20 protein-coding genes and 1 tRNA gene are annotated in these 23676 nt (G+C 67.5%); 17 read left to right on the top strand and 4 right to left on the bottom strand.

What is annotated here, in order from left to right; translation table 11 throughout:
* Positions 1 to 90 precede the first annotated feature (90 nt).
* Positions 91 to 1128 (top strand): DUF4167 domain-containing protein, encoded by a 1038-nt coding sequence (locus tag SJY11_RS21550; protein WP_376988784.1) that lies wholly within the window; start codon positions 91 to 93, stop codon positions 1126 to 1128.
* A gap of 78 nt (positions 1129 to 1206) precedes the next feature.
* Here SJY11_RS21550 and SJY11_RS21545 read toward each other — a convergent pair whose 3' ends face one another.
* The gene (locus SJY11_RS21545) at positions 1207 to 1992 is read right to left on the bottom strand and encodes an MOSC domain-containing protein (RefSeq protein WP_376988782.1); all 786 of its coding nucleotides are present in this window, start codon (positions 1990 to 1992) and stop codon (positions 1207 to 1209) included.
* An 82-nt stretch (positions 1993 to 2074) separates the two neighbouring features.
* On the bottom strand, positions 2075 to 2419 hold the full coding sequence (locus SJY11_RS21540) for a DUF2293 domain-containing protein (RefSeq protein WP_376988781.1): 345 nt from the start codon (positions 2417 to 2419) through the stop codon (positions 2075 to 2077).
* A gap of 173 nt (positions 2420 to 2592) precedes the next feature.
* Between SJY11_RS21540 and clpB the strand changes: the two genes are divergently transcribed.
* On the top strand, positions 2593 to 5214 hold the full coding sequence (gene clpB / locus SJY11_RS21535; protein WP_376988780.1) for an ATP-dependent chaperone ClpB: 2622 nt from the start codon (positions 2593 to 2595) through the stop codon (positions 5212 to 5214).
* A gap of 112 nt (positions 5215 to 5326) precedes the next feature.
* On the opposite strand, the gene metW is transcribed toward clpB, so the two are convergent.
* Together metW and metX are read right to left on the bottom strand one after the other, a co-directional pair.
* Positions 5327 to 5941 (bottom strand): methionine biosynthesis protein MetW, encoded by a 615-nt coding sequence (gene metW, locus SJY11_RS21530; RefSeq protein ID WP_376989388.1) that lies wholly within the window; start codon positions 5939 to 5941, stop codon positions 5327 to 5329.
* Positions 5942 to 6113: 172 nt separating this feature from the next.
* Positions 6114 to 7283 (bottom strand): homoserine O-acetyltransferase MetX, encoded by a 1170-nt coding sequence (gene metX / locus SJY11_RS21525; RefSeq protein WP_376988779.1) that lies wholly within the window; start codon positions 7281 to 7283, stop codon positions 6114 to 6116.
* A gap of 200 nt (positions 7284 to 7483) precedes the next feature.
* Between metX and SJY11_RS21520 the strand changes: the two genes are divergently transcribed.
* The 15 genes from SJY11_RS21520 to SJY11_RS21450 all read left to right on the top strand — a co-directional run bounded on the left by SJY11_RS21520 (position 7484) and on the right by SJY11_RS21450 (position 23671).
* On the top strand, positions 7484 to 8320 hold the full coding sequence (locus tag SJY11_RS21520) for a chorismate mutase (RefSeq protein WP_376988778.1): 837 nt from the start codon (positions 7484 to 7486) through the stop codon (positions 8318 to 8320).
* A 161-nt stretch (positions 8321 to 8481) separates the two neighbouring features.
* Positions 8482 to 9582 (top strand): histidinol-phosphate transaminase, encoded by a 1101-nt coding sequence (gene hisC / locus SJY11_RS21515; RefSeq protein WP_376988776.1) that lies wholly within the window; start codon positions 8482 to 8484, stop codon positions 9580 to 9582.
* Positions 9582 to 10529, top strand: coding sequence for a prephenate/arogenate dehydrogenase family protein (locus SJY11_RS21510; RefSeq protein ID WP_376988774.1), 948 nt, complete (start codon positions 9582 to 9584; stop codon positions 10527 to 10529). Before hisC ends, SJY11_RS21510 begins: the two co-directional genes overlap by 1 nt.
* An 81-nt stretch (positions 10530 to 10610) precedes the next feature.
* Positions 10611 to 10686: transfer RNA gene (locus SJY11_RS21505), tRNA-Thr, on the top strand.
* A gap of 165 nt (positions 10687 to 10851) precedes the next feature.
* Entirely contained in the window at positions 10852 to 12477 is a 1626-nt protein-coding gene (locus tag SJY11_RS21500; RefSeq protein WP_376988773.1) for an amidohydrolase, read from the top strand.
* Between the two features lie 118 nt (positions 12478 to 12595).
* A complete protein-coding gene (locus SJY11_RS21495; RefSeq protein ID WP_376988772.1) occupies positions 12596 to 13540 on the top strand; it encodes an ABC transporter permease in 945 nt (314 codons plus the stop codon).
* Entirely contained in the window at positions 13533 to 14420 is an 888-nt protein-coding gene (locus SJY11_RS21490; protein WP_376988771.1) for an ABC transporter permease, read from the top strand. Before SJY11_RS21495 ends, SJY11_RS21490 begins: the two co-directional genes overlap by 8 nt.
* Before the next feature lie 47 nt (positions 14421 to 14467).
* A complete protein-coding gene (locus SJY11_RS21485) occupies positions 14468 to 16057 on the top strand; it encodes an ABC transporter substrate-binding protein (RefSeq protein WP_376988770.1) in 1590 nt (529 codons plus the stop codon).
* 205 nt (positions 16058 to 16262) lie between these two features.
* Positions 16263 to 17699 (top strand): amidohydrolase family protein, encoded by a 1437-nt coding sequence (locus tag SJY11_RS21480; RefSeq protein WP_376988768.1) that lies wholly within the window; start codon positions 16263 to 16265, stop codon positions 17697 to 17699.
* 147 nt (positions 17700 to 17846) lie between these two features.
* On the top strand, positions 17847 to 19028 hold the full coding sequence (locus SJY11_RS21475; protein WP_376988767.1) for an acyl-CoA dehydrogenase family protein: 1182 nt from the start codon (positions 17847 to 17849) through the stop codon (positions 19026 to 19028).
* Positions 19025 to 19627, top strand: a complete 603-nt coding sequence (locus SJY11_RS21470) for a TetR/AcrR family transcriptional regulator (protein WP_376988766.1) — start codon at positions 19025 to 19027, stop codon at positions 19625 to 19627. The genes SJY11_RS21475 and SJY11_RS21470 overlap by 4 nt, the downstream gene beginning before the upstream one ends.
* A gap of 75 nt (positions 19628 to 19702) precedes the next feature.
* Positions 19703 to 22018 (top strand): putative bifunctional diguanylate cyclase/phosphodiesterase, encoded by a 2316-nt coding sequence (locus SJY11_RS21465; RefSeq protein ID WP_376988764.1) that lies wholly within the window; start codon positions 19703 to 19705, stop codon positions 22016 to 22018.
* A gap of 74 nt (positions 22019 to 22092) precedes the next feature.
* Positions 22093 to 23136, top strand: coding sequence for a histone deacetylase family protein (locus SJY11_RS21460; RefSeq protein WP_376988763.1), 1044 nt, complete (start codon positions 22093 to 22095; stop codon positions 23134 to 23136).
* Between the two features lie 87 nt (positions 23137 to 23223).
* A complete protein-coding gene (locus SJY11_RS21455; RefSeq protein WP_376988762.1) occupies positions 23224 to 23472 on the top strand; it encodes a DUF1902 domain-containing protein in 249 nt (82 codons plus the stop codon).
* A gap of 1 nt (position 23473) precedes the next feature.
* The gene (locus tag SJY11_RS21450; RefSeq protein ID WP_376988761.1) at positions 23474 to 23671 is read left to right on the top strand and encodes a type II toxin-antitoxin system HicA family toxin; all 198 of its coding nucleotides are present in this window, start codon (positions 23474 to 23476) and stop codon (positions 23669 to 23671) included.
* Positions 23672 to 23676 lie beyond the last annotated feature (5 nt).

Below are 23676 nucleotides of genomic sequence, written 5' to 3'. Positions count from 1 at the left end.
CTGTGCGCCGGCCCACGCATGATGACCCCACGGTTGCCTTGAGCACAGAGCGCGAGATTCACGCGAATGAGACCAGGTCAGAACCGGCGCATGCGCGGCCGTAACAACAACAATAACAATAACAACAACAACGGTAACCGGAAGGCGCCGAATCCGCTGCAGCGGAGCTACGAGTCGAACGGTCCGGACGTCAAGGTGCGCGGGACCGCGCAGCATGTCGCGGAAAAGTATCTGCAGCTCGCGCGAGACGCCCAGTCCTCCGGCGATCCGGTCTCGGCTGAGAACTATTTCCAGCATGCTGAACATTATTATCGCATCCTTCTGGCTGCCCAGGAGCAGATGGCCCAGCAGTTTGGCCACAGCTTCCCGCCCAATCGCGCCTTCAACGAGGACGCCGATGACGGAGAGGAAGAGGGTGACGAGGACGGCCAGGGCATGCAGCCGGGTGGGCCTCAGCCTGACGGTCGCAACGCCCAGGGCGGTGCTGTCAACGGCAACGGCTACAACGGCAACGGCGCCGCGCGGCAGGATGGCGAAGGCCAGGACGGTCAGCGCTTCGATCGCCCGCCCCGCAATAACGATCGCCCGCCGAACGACCGCTTCGGCAGCGACCGCCCCGGCAATGACCGCAATGGCAACCGGCGCTTTGACCGCAACGATCGGCCCGAGCGCAATGACAGGCCCGCCCGCGATGGCGAGCGTCGCTTCGACCGGCCGGAGGGCGGCCAGCCCGTGCAGGGCGGCTACGCGCCCCGTCCCGATGCGCCGCGCTCCGACATCCCCGTGACCGGCGAGCAGCCCGAAACGGCGCCGCAGCCCGTCCAGGGCGAGCGTCGCTTTGATCGGCCCGAGCGTGGCCCGCGGCCTGAGCGCCGCCCCCGCCGCGAGCGCGAGGCTGAACTCGACGCAGACCAGCCGGGCGATGTCGCCGCGGCGCTGCCGTCCTTCCTGACCACGCCGGTGCGGGTGCCGTCGGCCGAGCCGGCTCCCGCCGCCATCGAGCCGGTCGCCCCGGAGGGCGGCGATTCCGCTCCGACGGAAGGGGCCGTGAAGCGCCCGCGCCGCCGCCGCTCGCCCCGCGAGGTCATGGATGCGCTGGGGTCCGAGACGGACGGCTCTCCCGAGTGAGCCGACCGGCGACTGAACAACAAGAAGGGGCCCGTAAGGGCCCCTTTTCCTTGTCAGGAAGGATGAGCCCGGCCTGCGTCAGGCGATGCCGAGCGGCGCCGGCCTGTCGATGAGGTCGAAGCGCTCGCCCTCGGCCACCCGGCCCCCCGCCATGATCTGGCAGTAGATCCCGCAATCGACATGCCCGAAGGCGGTCATCAGCGCCTTCGGCAGCTGCAGGTCGCGGGCTCCGGTTTGCGGATCGACATTCGTGGCCGCACAGCGCTCGATCCGCTTGATGACCTGCAGCTTCACACCGGACGCGGTGGTCAACTCGCGGCCGACGAGGTCGAGTTCGCTCCAGGGGGCCAGCCCCTCGATCATGATGTTGCCGCGGAACCGCAGCGGATCGACGGCTGAGCCGATACGCTTCTCAAGATCGGCGACGCTGGCGAGGTTGATCAGCGAGACGAAGCCCGAGCGCGAATCGGTGAAGCGGTAGCCCGCCGGCGCCCGCAGCAGACGCGGCTGGCCGCGCAGAGCCTCCGGCATGAACGTCTCGAAGAACGCGCTGATGGCGCCTTGCCCCGCGGCCGTCTGCGTGTCGGCCCGCAGCACCTCCTGGCCGTCCCGGGCAATGACAAGCTCGCCGCTGGGGTCGTCATAACGGGTGCGCAGGGTCGCCAGCGCCTCGTGCCGCATCAGCATCAGATACTTGATCTTGGGCTGATGGACGGGCTCGGCCGGGTCAAAGCCCGAAGGCCCGTTCTCGATCGCAAACAGCCGGTCGCCGGGAAAATAGGCGTTCGCCTCGAGCTGCGCCGAGGTCAGGCGTTCGGGCGACAGGCCCTTGACGGGATAGCGGTACAGCGAGGCGATGCGCATGGGGAGGGACCTGAAGCAAGACGGATCGCGAGACTAGCGCGACCGAGCCGCGGAGAGCGATGAATTCCTGGCATGGCAGCGATCAGCCCCGCGAAATGCGGGTCCGGACAGCCGCCTCCTCGACCTCGGGCAGTTCCGCGACCGAGCGCTGGCAACCCCAGCCCGCCAGCACGGAATCGGTCTCCTCCACGACGAAGAAACGGGCCGCCTCGCGGTCGTAGCCATCGGCCAGCAACTGCTCGTAGTCGGTGTGGACGTGGCGGACATGGCTCCCCAGCGCGAGCCAGAGCGCGGTGGAGGGCGGCAGATCCTTCATGTGACGTCGCTCGGCCAGTTCCACCACCGCCTCCGCGTCGGCGAGCGGAATGCCCGGCGCCAGAGCCCGGAGCGCCCTGCGGATCGACTGCTGTCGCTGAGTGCCTGCCATGGCCCATGGTGCCCGCGGGATTTGACCCAGGTCAATTCGGTTTCACAGCCTCTTCCGTTGCGGGAATGCCACACTATCTAAGTCGCGAGGGGCGGCCCGAACGGGCGCTCCATCCTGACGAAAGGCGACCGGTCGACGCTGCTACGGGGCGTGCCGGTGGGCGGAGTGAACAGATGAACATCGAAAAATACACCGATCGCGCCAAGGGCTTCCTGCAGGCCGCGCAGACCATCGCGCTCCGCGAGGGCCATCAGCAGTTCACGCCGGAGCATCTGCTCAAGGCGCTGCTGGACGACAATGAGGGCATGGCGGCCGGGCTGATCGACCGCTCGGGCGGCAATGCCAAGCTCGCACTCCAGCTCACCGATGCCGCGCTGGCTCGGCTCCCGAAGGTGAGCGGCGCCGGTGCCGGCGGGGTCAGCCTGACGCAGGGCCTGGCGCGTGTCTTCGACACCGCCGAGAAGGCGGCCGACAAGGCGGGCGATTCCTTCGTGACCGTCGAACGGCTCCTGCTTGCTCTGGCGATCGAGAAGGACAGCGAGGCCGGCAAGGCGCTCGGCAAGGCCGGTGTCACGCCACAGGCGCTCAACGCCGCCGTCGAGGCGATCCGCAAGGGCCGCACCGCCGACTCCGCCAGCGCCGAGCAGAGCTATGACGCCCTGAAGAAATACGCGCGCGACCTCACCGCCGCGGCCCGCGAGGGCAAGCTCGATCCGGTCATCGGCCGCGATGAGGAGATCCGCCGCACGATCCAGGTGCTCTCGCGTCGGACCAAGAACAACCCCGTCCTGATCGGCGAGCCCGGCGTCGGCAAGACCGCCATCGCCGAGGGGCTGGCGCTGCGCATCGTCAATGGCGACGTGCCCGAGGGCCTGAAGGACAAGGACCTGCTGTCGCTCGACATGGGCTCCCTGATCGCCGGCGCGAAGTATCGCGGCGAGTTCGAGGAGCGGCTGAAGGCCGTGCTGAACGAGGTCTCGGCGGCCGAGGGAGGCATCATCCTCTTCATCGACGAGATGCACACCCTCGTCGGCGCCGGCAAGAGCGACGGGGCGATGGACGCCTCGAACCTGCTCAAGCCCGCTCTGGCCCGCGGCGACCTGCACTGCATCGGCGCCACCACGCTCGACGAGTACCGCAAATATGTCGAGAAGGACGCCGCCCTGGCGCGGCGCTTCCAGCCCGTCTTCGTCGACGAGCCCTCGGTTGAGGACACCGTTTCGATCCTGCGCGGGCTGAAGGAGAAGTACGAGCAGCACCATCGCGTCCGCATCACGGATTCGGCACTGGTCTCGGCCGCGACGCTGTCCAACCGCTACATCACTGACCGCTTCCTGCCCGACAAGGCGATCGACCTTGTCGACGAGGCCTCGGCGCGCCTGCGCATGCAGGTCGATTCCAAGCCCGAGGAGCTGGACTCGATCGACCGCGAGATCGTCCGCCTCAAGATCGAGCAGGAGGCGCTCAAGAAGGAGAGCGATACCGGCTCGAAGGAGCGGCTGAAGCGGCTCGAATCCGAGCTCGCCGATCTGGAGTCGCGCTCGGCCACGATCACGGCGAAGTGGAAGGCCGAGAAAGACAAGCTCGGTGCCGCCGCCGAGCTGAAGACCAAGCTCGACAACGCCCGCACCGAACTGGCCCAGGCCCAGCGCAAGGGCGAGTATCAGCGCGCCGGCGAACTCGCCTATGGCGAAATCCCGCAGCTCGAGAAGACCCTGGCCGAGATCGAGGCCATCGGCGACAATTCGGGCATGGTCGAGGAGGCCGTAACGGCCGACCATGTCGCGCAGGTTGTCAGCCGCTGGACAGGCGTTCCGGTCGACCGGATGCTCGAGGGCGAGAAGGACAAGCTCCTGCGCATGGAGCAGGTGCTGGCCTCGCGCGTCGTCGGCCAGCGCGAGGCGGTCGAGGCCGTCTCGACGGCCGTCCGTCGCGCCCGCGCCGGTCTGCAGGATCCCAACCGTCCGATCGGCTCATTCATGTTCCTGGGGCCGACCGGCGTTGGCAAGACCGAGCTGACCAAGGCGCTGGCCGCGTTCCTGTTCGATGACGACACTGCGATGGTGCGCCTCGACATGTCCGAATACATGGAGAAGCACTCCGTCGCCCGGCTGATCGGCGCGCCTCCCGGCTATGTCGGCTATGAGGAGGGCGGGGCGCTCACCGAAGCCGTCCGTCGCCGGCCCTATCAGGTCGTGCTGTTCGACGAGGTCGAGAAGGCGCATCCCGACGTGTTCAACGTCCTGCTGCAGGTCCTTGACGACGGGCGCCTGACCGACGGCCAGGGCCGCACGGTCGACTTCCGCAACGTGCTGATCATCATGACCTCGAATCTGGGCTCCGACTATCTGGTCAACCAGCCCGAGGGCCAGGATTCCGAAGAGGTCCGCGACGAGGTCATGGGCGTGGTCAGGCAGGCCTTCCGGCCGGAGTTCCTGAACCGCATCGACGACATCATCCTGTTCCACCGGCTACGCCGGGAGGACATGGGCGCGATCGTCGACATCCAGATGGCCCGGCTCGCCAAGCTCCTGACCGACCGCAAGATCGTGCTGGAGCTGTCGAAGGATGCTCGACAGTGGCTCGCCGACAAGGGCTACGATCCGGCCTATGGCGCGCGCCCGCTCAAGCGCGTCATCCAGAAGTCGGTCCAGGACCCGCTGGCCGAGATGCTGCTGGCCGGCAAGGTCCATGACGGCGAGACGGTGCCGGTCACGGTCGGCCCCGCCAGCCTGATGCTGGGCGATATCGCGGCCGTGAAGGAAAAGCGGCCGGCGGGCGTGCCGTTGAACTGACGGGCGTAATCCACGTCTTCCTCGGGCGGCGCGCAGCGCCGACCCGGGGATCTAGCGCCGACCCGGGGATCTCCGGCGGGATCAACCTTCGCCCGAGCATGACGGCGGCGAGCTATCCCCGCTTCAGCAAAAACACCGCCTGTGCGCCAAAGAGGTTCCAGAACCACCACGGCGCACTGACGCCGACGCGGCCGCCCGCCGCGTCGAGCGCCACCGCGCGCTCCTTTTCCGCGCCGATCGTGTCGCACAGCGTCACGAAATCGCGGATCGTGCAGAAGTGGATGTTGGGCGTGTCCCACCACGCATAGGGCAGCGAATCCGTCACCGGCATGCGCCCGAGGAAGAAGACCTGGCTGCGCATCTTCCAGTGTCCGAAATTCGGGAAGGAGATGATCGCGCGCCGGCCGATCCGCAGCATCTGCTCCAGCACGAAGCGCGGGTTGCGCGTAGCCTGGATCGTCTGGGACAGGATGACGTAGTCGAAGGCGTCGTCGGGATATTCCGTCAGGTCGGTGTCGGCATCGCCCTGGATCACCGAGAGTCCGCGCGCGACGCACCCGGCCACGCCCTCGCGCGATAGTTCGATGCCGCGCGCATCGACATTGCGGGTCTCCGCCAGCAGCGCCAGCAGCGCGCCGTCCCCGCAGCCGACATCGAGCACGCGCGAGCCGGGCGTCACCATTTCGGCGACGAGCTTCAGGTCGATGCGGTTGGTGTGGGTGTCCATCGTCGTCAAGCGAATCTCCACCTGTCATTCCGGGGCGGCCCGGAGGGCCGAACCCGGAACCCACGACCGGGCGAGCCTGATTGCTTGAGGATGAGGCCGCTTGGAGCCCGGTCGTGGGTTCCGGGTTCTTCGCTGCGCGAAGCCCCGGAATGACAGGGAAGGCCGCCGGTCATCAGATCCCCCGTGCCCGCGCCGCCGCGCCGATGAAGCCGCGCGTCGTGGCGAACAGGTTGGGCTCCTCCAGCAGAAAGGCGTCGTGGCCCTTGTCGCTCTCGAGCTCGACGAAGGAGACCGAGGCGCCCGCCGCGTTGAGCGCATGCACGATGGCGCGCGAATCCGCGGTCGGGAACAGCCAGTCGGAGGTGAAAGACGCTACGCAGAAGCGCGTCTTCGTGCCGGTGAAGGCCTTGGCGAGCACGCCGTCATGGTCGGCGGCGAGATCGAAATAGTCCATCGCCCGCGTCACGTAGAGATAGGAATTGGCGTCGAAGCGCTCGACGAAGGACAGCCCCTGATAGCGCAGATAGCTCTCGACCTGGAAATCCGCGTCGAAGGAGAAGGTCGGCGCCTCCCGGTCCTGCAGCTTGCGGCCGAATTTGCGGTGCAGCGCCGGCTCCGAGAGATAGGTGATGTGAGCGCCCATGCGGGCCACCGAGAGCCCCTTGGAGGGGCGCGTGCCCTCTTCGAGATAGCGCCCGGCCCGCCAGTCGGGGTCGGCCATCACGGCCTGGCGGCCGACCTCGTGGAAGGCGATGTTCTGGGCCGAATGCTTGGCCGCCGTCGCCAGAGGCAGCGCCGCGAAGACGCGCTCGGGATAGCTCGCCGCCCATTGCAGCACCTGCATCCCGCCCATCGAGCCGCCGGCGACGCAGAACAGGGTTTCGATCCCCAGGCTGTCGATCAGGTGCCGCTGGGCCCGCACCATGTCGCGGATCGTCACCATCGGGAAACCGAGCCCCCAGGGCTTGCCCGTCTCGGGGTTGGTCGAGGCTGGGCCGGTCGTGCCGGTGCAGCCGCCGACGACATTGGCGCAGATCACGAAGAAGCGGTCGATGTCTACAGGCTTGCCGGGGCCGACCATGGCCGTCCACCAGCCGCCCTTGCCGGTGATCGGGTTGCGGCTGGCGACATGCTGGTCGCCGGTGAGGGCATGGCAGACCAGGATGGCGTTCGACCGCGACACGTTCAAAGTGCCGTAAGTCTGGTAGGCGATCTGCCAATGGCCGAGGCTGACGCCGCAATCCATCCGCAACGGCGTATCGGGGCCAAAGCGCGCCACCGCGCTCGTCGGCTCGTTCGCTTCCTTCAGGGGGTCGGCCAGGTTCGCGGAAAAGTCGCTCATTCTTGTCCGTTTCGACGCGATAATCTGTCTTGCCGGTCAGCTCGTTCGGAAGATCGAACCCTAGCGATGCCGCGACGCGTGCGTCATGTCAACGCGGCGTTGCGCCCGCGGCTTTGCCAAGGGCGGGTTGCGGCGCTAAGAGCCTCCATCCACACCAGGTCCTCGGGACGAGGGCCGTTCCTCGCGATCGCGCTGCCATCATGACTGAAGCCGCCCCGACCACCCTTGCTGATCTGCGCGCCGAGATCGATCGCATCGATACGCAGATGCATGGCCTGCTGATGGAGCGGTCCGCAATCATCGAGACGCTGATCTCGGTCAAGAAGACGCAGGTGTCGGGTTCGGCCTTCCGCCCCGGCCGCGAGGCCGACATGATGAAGCGCCTCGCGCTGCGCCATCAGGGCCTTCTGCCGCTCGATACGATCGAGGGCATCTGGCGCATCATCATCGCCACCTTCACCTATGTGCAGGCGAACTACGCCGTCCATGCCGACGTCTCGGGTGGCGATGCGGCGATGCGCGATTCCGCCCGCTTCCATTTCGGCTTCACCGTGCCCTTCGTCACCCATGCGGATGCGCGCGCCGTCATCCGCGCGGTGGCGGATTCGGCCGGCGATCTCGGCATCTTCCGCATGGACCAGGGCGCCAGCGCCGGCATCTGGTGGCGCGATCTCGTGGGCGCCGACGCCCCCAAGATCATCGCGCGACTGCCCTTCATCGAGCGGCCGAACCACCCGGCCGGCACGCCGGTCTACTGCATCGCCAAGCCGCTGGCGGATGCCGCCGTGCGCGAGATCGTGCTCTATGCCGCCCGCGTCGAGCGCTGGTCCGAGACGCTGCGGGCCGGGCTCGCCCAGCATCTCGCCGAGGTCTCGGCCTCGGCCGCCGACGGCTCGCATCTCTCGCTGCTGGTGGCCGCCTCGGGCGAGGTCGACCAGGCCACGATCCGCGCCTCGCTGGAACCCGCCGGCCTCAGCGACTTCGCCGAGATCGGCAGCCACGCCGCCCGTTTCGCCTTCAAGCCCGTCCGTTCGTGAACCCGATTATGTCTCTCGCCTGATCCACCACCGTCATCCCGGACGAAGCGAAGCGGAGCTCCGGGATCCATCGTAGAGTGCGGTGCCCTCCGATGGATTCCGGGTCTCCCTCCGGTCGCCCGGAATGATGGAGAGGGTCGTCAACGCCGAAAGCCAAGACCATGTCCGCAGCCACCCGCCCCATGCCCCGCCCCGGCGTCCTCGACATCGAGGCCTATGTTCCCGGTAAATCGGCCGCTCCGGCCGGCGTGAAGCTGCACAAGCTCTCCTCGAACGAGACGCCGCTGGGCCCCAGCCCCAAGGCCGTCGAGGCCTATGGCAAGATCGCCGGCAAGCTCGAGCTCTATCCGGACGGCTCCTCGACCAAGCTGCGCGAGGCGATCGCCGCCCGCTACGGGCTCGACGCCGGCCGCATCCTCTGCGGCACCGGCTCGGACGAACTGCTCCAGCTCATCACCAAGGCCTATCTCGGCGACGGCGACGAGGGCGTCTTCACCCAGCACGGCTTCCTCGTCTACCGCATCGCGATCCTGGCGGCCGGCGGCAAGCCGGTCGTGGTCGACGAGACGAACTTCACCGCCGATGTCGACGCCATCCTGGCGGCCGTGACGCCGCGCACCAGAATCGTCTTCCTCGCCAACCCCAACAACCCGACCGGGACCTACATTCCCTTCGACGAGGTCAAGCGCCTGCATGCCGGGCTGCCGTCGGATGTGATCCTGGTGCTGGACGCGGCCTATGCCGAATATGTCCGCCGCAACGACTATGCGTCGGGCCTCGAACTGGTCGCCGAGAGCGAGAACGTCGTGATGACGCGCACCTTCTCGAAGATCTATGGCCTCGCCAATCTCCGCATCGGCTGGATGTACGGCCCCGCCCACATCATCGACGCGCTGGAGCGCATCCGCGGCCCGTTCAACGTCAACGGCGCGGCGATCGAGGCCGGTGCGGCGGCAATCGCCGACGAGGCCCATGTCGCGGCCGCGATCGAGCACAATGACACATGGCTGGCCTGGACCACCGCCGAGCTGGAGAAGCTCGGCCTGATGGTCACGCCTTCGGTCGGCAACTTCGTCCTGGTCCATTTCCCCGCGACGCCCGGCCGCACGGCGAAGGAGGCCGACGCCTTCCTGACGCAGCGCGGTCTGATCCTGCGGGGCGTCGGCGCCTACGGGCTGCCCGGCGCGCTGCGCATGACCATCGGCACGCAGGAGCAGAACCGGCTCGTGGTCGCCGCGCTCAGCGACTTCCTGGCGGCGTGATGGCGCCGTCGCAGGACAGCTTCGCCCCGCGGCGGGACGCCCCGCTCTTCGGGCGGCTCGCGATCATCGGCATCGGGCTGATCGGCTCCTCGATCGCCCATGCCGCCAAGGCGCTGAACCTCGCCGGCCGCGTCGTGCTCTATGACCGCGAGCCGGAGGTGCGGCAGCGGGCCCGCGAACTCGGTCTCGGCCACGAGATCGCAGACACGGCCGCCGCCGCCGTCGCGGACGCTGACCACATCATCCTCTGCGTGCCGGTCGGTGCCTGCGGGCCGGTCGCAGCCGAGATCGCCTCTGCGCTGAAGCCGGGCGCGATCCTCTCCGATGTCGGCTCGGTCAAGAAATCCGTTGTCGATGCGGTGACGCCGCATCTGCCGCAGGGCGTGCATTTCGTCCCGGCGCATCCGGTGGCGGGCACGGAGAATTCCGGCCCCGACGCCGGTTTCCCCAGCCTCTTCCTCAACCGCTGGTGCATCCTGACGCCGGCGGAGGACGCCGATCCGGCCGCCATCGCCGCGACGCGCCAGTTCTGGGAGGGCATGGGCGCGATCGTCGAGGTGATGACCGCGAGCCATCATGACCTCGTGCTCGCCGTCACCAGCCATCTGCCGCATCTGATCGCCTACAACATCGTCGGCACGGCGGAGGATCTGGCGGCGGTGACGCAGTCGGAGGTGATCAAGTTCTCGGCCGGCGGGTTCCGCGACTTCACCCGCATCGCGGCCTCCGACCCGACGATGTGGCGCGACGTCTTCCTGCACAACAAGGATGCGGTGCTGGAGATGCTCGGCCGCTTCAGCGAGGATCTGGCGGTGCTGACCCGTGCCATCCGCTTCGGCGATGGCGACACGCTGCACAAGCACTTCACCCGCACCCGCGCCATCCGCCGCGGCATCGTCGCGCTCGGCCAGGAGAAGCCCGAGACGGAGAAGCTCCGCAAGGACTGACTAAGAAGCCGGATTTTCCGGCCCGCGCCCCGCGCCGTCGCCTTGCCAAGAATCGGCCGGGCTGGTAGAGGCTCCCGCATCGCCGCTTTAGCTCAGCTGGTAGAGCACCTCATTCGTAATGAGGGGGTCGGGGGTTCGAATCCCTCAAGCGGCACCACTCCCTATCTCGCGCAGCGTCATCTGACCGAGCCTTGCTCAGCGAGCGAGCACGCGCGATGCTGCCCATCTCTTCATCGCCGGACTGGCGCATTTTGCTGCGCGCCCCGCGATTGCCCGGAGATTTTTTTGATGCCATGAATTGGTTCCCGGAGGAACTAATTCCATGCCTAGCCTGCCCCACGCCGATCTTATTCTCCAGAATGGCCCGGTCTATCTCGGGCTGAAGGAGGGTTACGCCTCGGCTGTCGCGCTCTGGGCGGGCAAGGTTCTGGCGACCGGTACGCCGGCCGATATGGCGCCGCTGATCGGCCCCGGCACGCAGGTGATCGACCTCGCCGGCCGCATGGCGACGCCGGGTCTCTACGAGGCGCATCTGCATCTGCTGCCGCTCGGGCTGACGATGAAGGAACTCGACATCCGGCCGCGCTTCGTACGCACGCTCGACGGCCTGCTGGAGATGATCGCGCAGGCGGCGGCCAAGGCGAAGCCGGGCGAATGGATCCTGGCGCGCGGCTACGACCATTTCGAACTCGACGTGAAGCGCCATCCGCATCGCACGGAGCTCGACCGCGCCGCCCCGAACAACCCGGTCTACATCGTGCGCGCCTGCGGCCATCTCTCGGTCGCCAATTCGCGGGCGCTGAAGCTCGCCGGCGTCGACGAGACGACCCCCGTTCCCGCCGGCGGCGCGATCGAGCAGGTCAATGGCGTGCTGACCGGATTGATGGCCGAGAACGGCCGCGACGCCGTCAAGAAGGTCATCCCCGATCCGACCGACGAGGAACTCGTCGCGGCGATCGAGCGGGCCGGGCGCTACTGCAACTCCTTTGGCATCACCTCGGTGATGGATGCCGCCGTCGGCATGCGCTCGCAATACCGCGAGGTCGCGGCCTACCGCACGGCGCAGCGCACCGGCCGCCTGCCGGTGCGCACCAATATGTGCCTGCTCGGCGGGCACAACGGCATCGTCGAGCAGTGCTTCGCCGACGGGCTGGTGACGGGGGCGGGCGACGACTGGCTCAGCGTCGGCCCGGTCAAGATCTTCACCGACGGCTCGGCCGGCGGCAAGACGGCGGCGATGAGCCTGCCCTATCTCGGCGAGCCCGAGACCAAGGGCATCTTCTGCCTGACCGATGACGAGATGGACGCGCTGACCCGCGACTATCACGCCAAGGGCTATCAGCTCGCCGTCCACGCCATCGGCGATGCCGCGATCGAGCAGACGCTGAACGCGATGGAAAACGGCCTGAACGACCACCCCGATGCCGACCGCCGCCACCGCATCGAGCATTGCGGCTTCAACTCGAAGGATCAGATCGCCCGCATGGTCGCGCTCGGCATCGAGCCCGTGCCGCAGCCGGTCTTCATCTATGATTTCGGCGATCTCTACCTCTCGGTGCTGGAGGCCGAGCGCGTCGAGGCCTGCTATCCGATGCGGGACTGGATCGAAGCCGGCCTGAAGCCGGCCGCCTCCTCGGATGCGCCGGTCTGCGACGCGAACATCTGGCCCAACATCTACACCATGCTGACCCGCAAGACCGCGCGCGGCACGGTGATCTCGCCGGACCAGACCCTGACGATCGACGAGGTCATCTCCGCCTATACCGAGTTCGGCGCCTATGTGAACCGCTGCGAGGACAGCCGCGGCCGCCTCCTGCCGGGCATGGCCGCGGATGTCGCGATCTTCTCCCGCGATTTGTCCACCGCCACGCCGGAACAGCTCTTGCACGAGACCCGCTGCGACATGACGATCATCGCGGGCAAGGTCGTGTACGAGGCGGAAGCGTGATGGTGTTGAGAGCATTGTCGTCATTGCGAGCGCAGCGAAGCAATCCAGAAGTGCGTCGCGCGCGCGCTGGATGGCTTCGTCGGCTTCGCCTCCTCGCCATGACGATGACGGTTCGCCCATGCTGAATCACATCGCCCGGCGTATCGCCATGTCGGTACCGGTCCTGCTCGGGGTGCTGCTGTTCGGCTTCCTGCTGTTGCAACTCGTCCCGGCCGACCCCGCCGCCATCGTCGCCGGCCCCATGGCGAGCCCCGAACTGGTCGAGCAGATTCGCAAGGATCTCGGGCTCGATCGGCCGGTCTTCATCCAGTTCGGCATTTATCTCGCCCGCGTCCTGCAGGGCGATCTCGGTGTCTCGCTGATCTCCAACACCAGTGTCGTCGCCGAACTGGGCGAGGCGATCGGCCCCACGGCCGAGCTGATGTTCGCCTGCCTGGTCTGGGCCGTGCCGCTCGGTATTGCGCTGGGCACGCTTGCCGCGGCCTATCGTGGCCGCCTGCTCGACCGCCTCGTGATCGCGATCTCGGTCGCGGGCGTCTCGACCCCCGTCTTCTTCATCGGCCTGATCCTGATGCAGTATGTCGGCTACCATTGGGGGCTGCTGCCCTTCATCGGGCGCGGCGGGCCGCTCTGGAGCCTCGACGGTCTCGCCGCCATCGCGCTGCCGGCGCTGACGCTCGGCCTCGTCTTCATCGGCCCGATCGCGCGGATGACGCGCACCGCCGCGCTGGAGGTGCTGAGCGCCGACCATGTCCGCACCGCCCGCGCAAAGGGCCTGTCGGAGAGTGCGGTGGTGTTGCGCCATGTGCTGCGCAACGCGCTGATCCCGGTGGTGACGCTGATCGGCCTGCAGGCCGGCTACCTGCTCGGCGGCGCCGTCGTCACCGAGACGATCTATTCCTGGCCTGGCGTCGGGCGGCTGGCCGTCGGCGCGATCCTCGCCAGCGACTTCCCGCTGGCGCAGGGCGCCATCCTTGTCTTGGCGCTGGCCTTCCTGGTGATCAATCTGACCGTCGACATGCTCTACGCCGTGCTCGATCCGCGGGTGGAAAAACATGGCTGACATCGCCGTCACCGCACCGGTCGCAAGCCGCCCGCTCAAGGCCTTCGGCCGCCGCATCCTGCGCGACAAGCTCGCCTTGCTGGCGGCGGTCCTGCTGCTGCTGATCGTGCTGGCGGCGCTGTTTGCGCCCTGGCTCGCTCCCTTCGACCCCTACAACACCACGCGCCGCCCCTTCATCCCGCCGATCTGGAGCGAGGGCTCGCTGCCGCAGCACTGGCTCGGAACCGACGGGCAGGGCCGCGACATGCTCTCGCGCCTGCTCTACGGCACGCGGCTGACGCTGGTGATGGGCCTGGCCTCGATCGTCATCGGCGGGGGGCTGGGTGCTCTGGTCGCCCTGCTGGGCGTCTATTACCGTCGGCTCGACCCCTACATCATGCGCGCCGCCGACATCCTTCTGTCCTTCCCGGCGATTCTGCTCGGGCTGGCGCTCGCCGCCGTCGTCGGCCCTGGCCTGACGGCCATCGTGATCGCGCTCTCGATCGCGACCATCCCCGACGTCGCCCGCATCACCCGCAGCGCCGCCATCGTCATCATGGGGCAGGATTACATGGAGGCCGGCCGCGCCATGGGCCTGCCGGACCGCACCCTGATCTGGCGATATCTCGCGCTGAACTGCCTGTCGCCGGTCTTCGTCTTCATGACGCTGCGCTTCGGCCAGATCATCCTGATCGGTGCGGCCTTGTCCTTCCTCGGGCTCGGCGTGCGGACGCCCGAGGCCGAACTCGGCATGATGGCGTCGCTCGGCCGCGATGCGCTCTTCTTCGCGCCGCACATCTCGCTTTTGCCAAGCCTCGTGATCATCGCCATCGTGCTCTGCGTCAATCTGCTCGGCGATGCCCTGCGCGACCTGCTCAACCCGCGCATGCGGAACCAGTGAACCACCCAATCCAACCGCTCGTTTCAGAACAACAGGGGAGAACGATCGTGAAGCATCTGACATCCATCGCCACGGGCGCGCTGCTGGGCCTCGCGGCCCTCGCCGGCCCGGCGGCTGCGCAGGGGTCCAACGCTAGCCTGACCATCGTGCGCGAGGTCGACAGCGACCGCTACGATCCGCACCGCTCGACCGCGCGCGCGGCCTCCGAGGTCATCTTCATGATGGCCGACACGCTGGTCTCGCTCGACCATGACATGTCGACGATCAAGCCCGGCCTCGCCACCTCCTGGTCGGTTTCGCCGGACGGCAAGACCTACACCTTCAAGCTGCGCAACGACGTCTCCTTCTGCGACGGGAAGAAGATGACGGCGCAGGACGTGGTCTATTCGATCAAGCGCTGGGTCGATCCCGCGACGCGCTCGCCCGTGCGCTGGCGCGCCGGCAAGGTCGACGACATCGTTGCGGTCGACGACACCACGGTCGAGTACAAGCTGACGGCACCCTTCTCCGAGCTGCTCTACCAGCTCACCCAGAGCTTTGCGGTCATCGTCGACAAGGCCAATGTCGAGGCGCTCGGCGCCGATTTCGGCGTCAAGGGCTTCAACGGCACCGGCCCCTATTGCTGGGGCGACTGGAAGCCGCGCAACGAATTCCGCCTGAAGAAGCACGCCGCCTACAAGTGGGGCCCGCCGATCTACGAGAACAAGGGCGCCGCCCAGATCGAGGAGATCGTCTGGCGCATCGTGCCGGAGGAGAACACCCGCCTCGCCGCGGTGATGACCGGCCAGAGCCAGGTCACGCAGTATGTGCCCTATTCCGGCCTGTCGCAGATCCGCGCCAACCGCAACCTCAAGCTCGTCGACTCCAAGGAAGCCTTCTGGACTTATTTCGTCGGCTTCAAGATCGACAAGGACGGCGTCAACGATCCCGCCGTGCGCAAGGCGATGGTCATGGCGGTCGACCAGAAGGCGATCGCCGACAACCTCTATTTCGGCGAGGTCGAGCCGGCCTACAGCTACATCTCGACCGAGGCGCTCGACTGGAACAAGGCGGTGACGCCGATCAAGACCAATGTCGCGGAAGCCAACAAGATCCTCGACGCCGCCGGCTGGGTGAAGGGTGCCGACGGCTTCCGCGCCAAGGACGGCAAGAAGCTCTCCCCGGTCGCCTACGGCTTCACCGGCTCGACCTGGCAGAAGCTGATGGAGGCGATCCAGGGTGACCTGCGCAAGATCGGCGTCGATCTCAGGGTCCAGCTGTTCGATGCCACGATCGCTTGGGGCAAGCTGGCGACGCAGGAATTCGACATGTTCGGGATGAGCTTCCCCTACATCTCGGCCGGCGACGCGCTGAACCTCTACTTCCCCTCGACCAATGCGCCGACGCCCAACCGGATGAACTGGAAGGACGCCGAGACGGATGCGCTGCTGAGCAAGGGCATGACGGCGCTGAACGAGGCCGATCGCGCCGCCGCCTATGGCGAGGTGCTGAAGAAGGTTCACGAGGCGGCGGTCTGGCTGCCGCTCTATCACGAGCCGATGAAGATCGCGGCCTCGGCGCGGCTCGCCCCCTTCAAGGCCCACAACATCTATGGCTGTGGGCTTTATAAGGGGCTGGACCTGAAGTTCGTGCGCTGATCCGCCATTCCCCTCCCCCTTGTGGGGAGGGGCCAGGGGTGGGGGCGCAAAGCCAGAGCGAGCCCTGCAGCGTCCGCCGGGACACTCTTGCAACGTCGTCTGGCGATCGATCGCCAGGCGGGACCACCCCCATCCCTCTCCCTTCCCCACAAGGGGGGAAGGGAAGCACCATCTCCCTTATGGGCCGCCCAAGCCGGAGACTGCCATGCCCATCACCCTCATTGCCAACGCCAGCTGGATCGTCGCCTACGATCCCAAGGCCAAGGGGCATGTCTATCTGCGCGATGGCGACGTCGCCTATGACGGCGACCGCATCGTCCATGTCGGCGGCAGCTACAAGGGCAAGGCCGACGCGACCATCGACGGGCGCGGCAAGATGGTGATGCCGGGTCTCGTCAACATCCATTCCCATCCCTCCTCCGAGGCGATGACCAAGGGCTGGAACGACGAGCTCGGCTCGCCGAAAATGTACGGCACGGCTCTCTACGAGTTCATGCCGCTGTTCCGCTGCGATGCGCAGGGCATCAAGTCCTGCGCGCAGGTGACCTATTCCGAGCTCTTGATGTCCGGCGTCACCACGCTGGTCGACATGTCGGTGGCCTGGGATGGCTGGCTCGAGACCTTCAAGGCCTCGGGCCTGCGCGGCGTGTTTTCGCCGATGTACCGCTCGGCCCGCTGGTACACCGACAACGGCCATCTCGCGAAATACGAATGGGACGAGAAGGCGGGCGAGGCGGCGATGGCCGCCGCGATGAAGCTTCTCGACCAGGTCGCTGCAGACGACAGCGGACGCCTCTCGGGCATGGTCTCGCCCTCGCAGATCGACACCTGCACGCCCGAGCTGATCCAGGCGAGCTACGCCGAGGCCGAGAAGCGCAAGGTTCCCTTCCAGATCCACGCCGCTCAGAGCGTCGTCGAGTTCCACGAGATCACCCGCCGCCACGGCATGACGCCGGTCGAATGGCTGGAATCGCTCGATGTGCTCGGGCCGTTCTCGATCATCGGCCACGGCATCTTCCTCGACCACCACTCCTCGGTGAAATGGCCGGCGACCGACGATCTCGGCTGCCTCGTCGAGACCGGCACGAATGTCGCCCATTGCCCGATCGTGTTCCAGCGCCGCGGCATCGCGATGCAGAGCTTCGGCCAATATGTCGCCGCCGGCGTCAATGTCGGCATCGGCACCGACACCTATCCCCACCACATGCTGGAAGAGTTGCGCGCCGTCTGCATCGGCTCGCGCATGATGGCGGAGGACGTGTTCGACCTGCGCACCTCGGACGCCTTCAACGCCGCGACGCTGGGCAGCGCCAAGGCGCTCGGCCGCGACGACATCGGCCGCCTCGCCAAGGGCGCCAAGGCCGACATCGTGCTGGTCGACGTCACCCACCCGATGATGCGCCCGCTGCGCGATCCGATCCGCAGCCTGATCTATGCCGCGGGCGAGCGCGCCGTTACGACCGTCATCGTCGACGGCGTCACGGTCGTCGCCAACGGCAAGGTTTTGACCATGGACTACGCCGCCGCCGCCGCCGAACTCGAGGAGGCCCAGCGCCGCGCTGAGCCCAAGGTCAAGGACCTCGACTGGGCCAAGCGCGACCATCTCGAGATTTCGCCGCTCACCTTCCCGACGCGCAACTGATCGCACTCTGCTCCGCATCGACGGCGACGGCAGCCGAGAGGGCCGCTGCCGTCGCGACAGGGGCGGCCTGCGGCGGATCGCTTCTTGATCTCTCCGGATCGGCGCCCTACCGTCCGGTAGGTTGGTGCATCGGGAGAGGAGGCCGCCATGTCCGCAGTCGAAAGGATCGGAGCCGAGGGCGCGCCCGCTCGCTCGCCCTATTTCACCGAGGAGCACGAGGCGCTGCGCGACCAGGTCCGCCGCTTCGTCGAGACGGAGATCAAGCCGCACGCCCATGCCTGGGAGGAGGCGGGCTTCGTCCCGCGCGAGGTCCTCCGCAAGATGGGCTCGCTCGGCTTCCTCGGCATCCGCTACCCGGCCGAATATGGCGGCTCCGAGATGGACACGATGGCCACCGTCGTCTTCGCGGAAGAGCTCGGCCGCTCGACCTTCTCGGGCGTCGCGATCACCGCACTCGTCCACACCGACATGGCCTCGGTCCATATCGCCAACGCTGGCAGCAACGCCCAGCGCGACCGGTTGATGCCGGCGATCATCGCGGGTGAGAAGATCGTCGCCGTGGCCGTCACCGAGCCCGATGCCGGCTCCGATGTGAAGGGCATCCGCACCACCGCGCGCCGCGAGGGCGACAGCTATGTGCTGAACGGCGCCAAGGTCTACATCACCAATGGCGTCCATGCCGATCTCTACTGCGTCGCCGCCAAGACGGACCTCGCGGCCAAGCCCTCGCAATCGGTCTCGATCTTCCTGGTCGAGAAGGGCACGCCCGGTTTCCGCGTCGCCCGCGAACTCGACAAGCATGGCTGGCGGTCGTCGGACACGGCCGAACTCGTCTTCGAGGATTGCCGGATCCCCGCCGAGAACCTGCTCGGGCAGGAGGGCCGCGGCTTCTATGCGATCATGAGCAATTTCCAGAACGAGCGCACGGTGATCGGCGCCATGGCGATGGGCGAGGCGCAGGCTGCGATCGACCTGACGCTGGACTATGTGAAGACCCGGAAAGCCTTCGGCGCCCCGCTCTGGGACAAGCAGGCGATCCGCCAGAAGCTCGCCATGCTGGCGGCGAAGGTCGAGGCGGGACGGCAACTCGTCTACCACGCCGCCTGGCTCGACGCGCAGGGCGTCGATGCCACGCGCGAGGTCTCGATGGTCAAGGCCTACTGCGGCGAACTCGTCAACGAGGTCATGTATGCCTGCCTGCAGTTTCATGGCGGCATGGGCTATATGCGCGAAAGCACGATCGAGCGCATGACGCGCGACGCCCGGGTGCAGGCCATCGGCGGCGGCGCCACCGAGGTCATGCTGGAAGAGGTCGCCAAGCGGCTGTGAGCGCGGCGACCGACAGTCTCGCGCGGGACGCGGCCCCCGGCGGATCGCGCCGCCTGATCCTCGACACGGCGGCGCGGCTGCTGCGTTCGGGCGGTTATCATCAGACGACCTTGCGCGAGATCGCCGAGGCCGTCGGCATCCGCAAGGCCAGCCTTTATCACCACTTCGCCTCGAAGGAGGAGATCGTCGAGGCCGTGGTCAATGACGGCGTTCGCTTCGTGCATGACGCGGTCGTCGCCGCGCTCGCCGAGATGGAAGGCGCGCCGTCCCGGCAACGGCTCGAGGCGGCGATCACGGCCCATCTCACCGCCCTCCATGGCCAGCGCGACTACACCACCGCGAGCTTCCGCGTCTTCACCTTCGGCGCGACGCCGGTGCCCGACAGCGTGCGGGCGGCGAGGCGGGCCTATGAGGATGTCTGGCGTGGCCTCATCGCGGAGCTTCAGACCGCCGGAGCCCTTCGGCCGGAGCGCTCGCCCGATCTGATGCGCTATATGATCCTGGGCGCCATGAACGGCTCGATCGACTGGTTTCGTCCCGGGCGCTTCGTCATCGCGGATGTGGCACAGGAGTTTGCGAGCCTCGTCCTGGCGAACTGATGCAAATCGCAGTCGCATCGGAAGCGATGCGTCAATTTAACTCGCTTTTGAGGGGTTATCGCCGAAAAGCGCTGCATGGTTGGGGATAAACTGAAGTTCGGCGGCGAGTTTCGCGATGCCGCCATGGAGCGCGCCTTCAACATCGCACGCTTCGACGAGACGCTCCGGCAATGCCGGCTGCTGTTTCTGCTGTCTGCGGCGCTCAATACCCTGTTTCTGCTGAGCGACTGGCGCTTCGCCGGAACCCCGCATTTCTTCGTCGCGGTGCCGGCCCGGCTTTGCGTCGTCGCTTTCTCGCTGCTCTGCTTCGTCATGGTCAGGCGCGCGACCAGCGTCGGCCGCGCCCTGTCGGCGACGCTGCTCTGGGAGGTGACGACGGCGGTGGCCGTCGCCTTCCTCGTCAGCTCGCGCAGCGATCTGGCGCTCTTCGTCGTGTTGCTGCTGCCCTCGATCTTCTATCTCGTCGCACCCACACCTTTCCGCTTCACGCTGCTCATGGGCGTCGGGGCCAGCGTTCTGATGCTGGCGGGCTATCTCGGCCGCGGTCCCTATCCCTCTACATTGCTCGGCCTCGTGCTGGTGCTGGCCATGCTGAACTTCGCGCTCAGCCTCGTCGTCATCCACGCCAACCGCCTGCGTCGCCTGGAGTGGCTGGCGACCCGGTCGGAGCGGACGGCGCGCGAGGCGCTGGAAGCGAGCCAGGCCCTGCTGGAGCGCGTCTTCATGGCGGTCCCCATCCCACTGGTCGTCACGGCGCTCGCCGACGGCAGCTATCTGCGCGCCAACGAGGCGGCCATACGCTATCTGGCGCCGCCGGGCGCGACGGGGCTGGCCGGACACACGATCGCCGACAGCATCGGGATCGAGGACCGGCGCCGCGCGTTCGCCGCGTTGCGGGATCGCGGACGCATCGAAGCACTCGAGGTGCCCCTTCGGGATGGACAGGGCCGGATGCGGGACGCCGTCATCACCGCGGCGTCCGTCCCGATCGGGCCGAGCCAGGGATTCGTGGCGGGAATCGTCGACATCACCGAGCGCAATGCCGCCGCCGCGCAGATGCGCTGGCAGGCCACCCACGACTCCCTCACCGGCCTGCCGAACCGGCTGATGTTCCAGGAGAGGCTGACCGAGATGCTCGGTCGTAGTGCTTCTGGCGTCGTTGCCCTGTTCCTGATCGATCTCGATGACTTCAAGGCGGTCAACGACACGCTCGGTCACGACGTCGGCGACCAGTTGCTGGTCGCCGTAGGCGACCGGCTGAGCGCGGTGCTCCAGCCCGGCGAGGTGGTGGCACGGCTGGGCGGCGACGAGTTCGTGGTCATCGCCGAACTGCCGGACGGCTTCGACGCCGCCGCCAAGGCGCAGCAGCTCCTGCAGGCCGTGCGTCAGCCCCTGCTTGGTGTCGAGATCGCCGGCCCCATGCGGGCCAGCATCGGCTTCGCCCTTGCGCCGCAGCACCATGACGAGGCGGGCGAGTTGCTGAAGGATGCCGATCTCGCGCTGTATCGGGCCAAGGCGCTCGGCCGCAACATGGCCGTGGTTTACGAGCCGGCGATGCGTGAGGCGATGAACGCACGCGTCGAGATCTGCGGCGCGATCTGCGAGGCGGTTGCGCAGGGGCGGATCCTGCCCTTCTACCAGCCGCAGATCGATCTGAGCAGCGGTGCCATCGACGGCCTCGAGGTGCTGGCGCGCTGGGATCATCCCGACCGCGGCATCGTGCCCGCCGGTTCCTTCCTGCTCGCCCTGCAGGACCCCGAGACGGCGCGCCAAATCGGCGAGGCGGTGCTGGCGCGCGTTCTGGCGGACCGGTGCCGCTGGCGCGACGAGGGTCTGGCTGTGCCGCGGCTCTGGCTCAACCTGGCGCCCGGCGTGTTCCGCGACCCGCAATTCGCCGAAGGCCTGCTCGACCGCTTCCGCAGCGAAGGCCTCTCGGCGGAGCAATTCGGTGTCGAGGTCACGGAGAACGTGCTGCTGACCCGCAAGGGCGATCAGGCCGGACCGGCGCTGCACCGGCTGCGCGCCGCCGGGATCAGTGTCGCGCTCGACGATTTCGGCACGGGCTACGCCTCGTTGACCCATCTGCGGCGGTTCCCCGTCGACGTCGTGAAGATCGACCGTTCCTTTGTCGCGCGGATCGGCGAGCAGGGGGAGGATGCGGCGATCGTGCGCGCGGTTGTGGCGCTCACGGCCGAACTGGGGCTGGACGTCGTCGCCGAAGGCATCGAGGCGGTGTCGCAGCAGGAGTTCCTGCACGCCCATGGCTGCCGCTACGGCCAGGGCTATCTCTACGCGCCGGCCGTGGCGGCCGGAGAGGTGCCCGGCCTGCTCGCACGAGCCGATCTGCGGCCCGCCGTCGACGCAGGGCAGGGCGGCGTCGTTCCGGCCTGACGCGGCGGCGCAGGCTTTGCTAGCCTTGCGCCATTCGGGCCGCGACCGGCCCGTCCCCGGAGACCTGTCGACCCATGCGCGCCTTCTATCATCCTGACCAGTCGATGCACGATCCGCAGCAATATCTGCGATATGGCGCGGTCGTATCGCCGAAGGATCTGCCGGAGCGCACAGCCCGGCTGCTGGCGGCGCTGGAGCGGCACGGCATCGCGCCCGAGCGGCCGGCTTCGCACGGCACCGGGCCGGTGCTGGCGATTCACGACGCGGGTTTCGTCCGCTTTCTGGAGACGGCCTGGGGGCGCTGGCAGGATCTGCCGGCCGAGCGCGGCCCCGAGGTCTGGCCCAGCACCTTCCCCTATTGGAGCGGACGCCCGGAAGAGGCCGTCCGCCCGCCCTGCCGCCCGACCGGCTTCATCGGCCAGCTCGGCTGGTATCTCGGCGACATGTCGGTGCCGATCGGCGAGCATTGCTGGCGCTCGACGCTGCTCTCCGCCGAGACGGCGGTGACGGCCGCCGATGCCGTCATCGCCGGGGAGCGCGCCGTCTACTCGCTCTGCCGCCCCTCGGGCCACCACGCCCGCGCCGACCGTGCCAGCGGCTTCTGCTATCTCAACAACACCGCCATCGCGGCCCAGCGCCTGCGCTCGAAGTTCAGCAAGGTCGCGATCCTCGACGTCGATGCCCATCACGGCGACGGCACTCAGCAGATCTTCTATCGCCGCGACGATGTGCTGACGATCTCGGTCCATGCCGACCCGTCGAACTACTATCCGTTCTACACCGGTTATGAGGACGAGCGCGGCAACGGCTCGGGCGAGGGCTTCAACCTCAACCTGCCTTTGCCGCATGGCGCCGGCGGCGCCGAGATGGCCGCGGCCGTCGACAGGGCGGGCGAGGCGATCAAGGTCTTCGGCGCCGACGTCGTCATCGTCGCGCTCGGCTACGACGCGCACAGGGATGATCCCATCGGCGTCTTGAAGCTGGACGCCGCCGATTTCGGTACCATCGCCAGCAAGGTGAAGAGCTTCGGCCTGCCCACATTGGTCGTGCAGGAGGGCGGCTACGCGATCGAGGCGATCGGCGAATGCCTGGATGCGTTTCTGGGTGGGTTCAGGTAGGCAGCGAACCGCGAGGTCGGCGGGACGTTGGAAACGGGCGGGTCATGAGGCATGATGGAGTATGCCTCTCCAGACGCGAGCCGATCGATGGACAGCCAGCTGGCCTTTCGGGTCTTCGTTTCCCACGACGCAGACAATGCCGTGTGGTTCGTGGTGGAATCGGACATTCCCGGGCTGAACGTCGAGGCTCCAACCCTGGATGCGCTGGTCGAAGCAGTGACCGACCTCGCGCCACACCTGATCGACGAGAACATCCGCGATCGCGTCGGCAGCTCGCGTGAGATCGCGATCTCCATCAGCCATCTCGTGACCGTGAAGCCGCTCCAAGCCGCTTGAGATGGGCGGCAACCTCTATCCCGACCTGATCCGGCTGCTGAAGGCGGCCGGCTGCGAATTGATCCGTCAGGGCAAGGGGTCTCACGAAATCTGGTACAGCCCCAAGACAGGGCGCAAGTTCACGGTGCCTCGCAACACCGTGAAACCTCACACTGCCAACAACGCGCTCAAGGATGCGGGCTTGCCGAAGGCCTTCTGAGCGCG

The sequence above is a fragment of the Allobosea sp. R86505 genome (assembly GCF_042466375.1).
In the GTDB taxonomy this organism is placed as follows: domain Bacteria; phylum Pseudomonadota; class Alphaproteobacteria; order Rhizobiales; family Beijerinckiaceae; genus Allobosea.
This window is presented reverse-complemented; position numbering and strand designations above follow the sequence as displayed.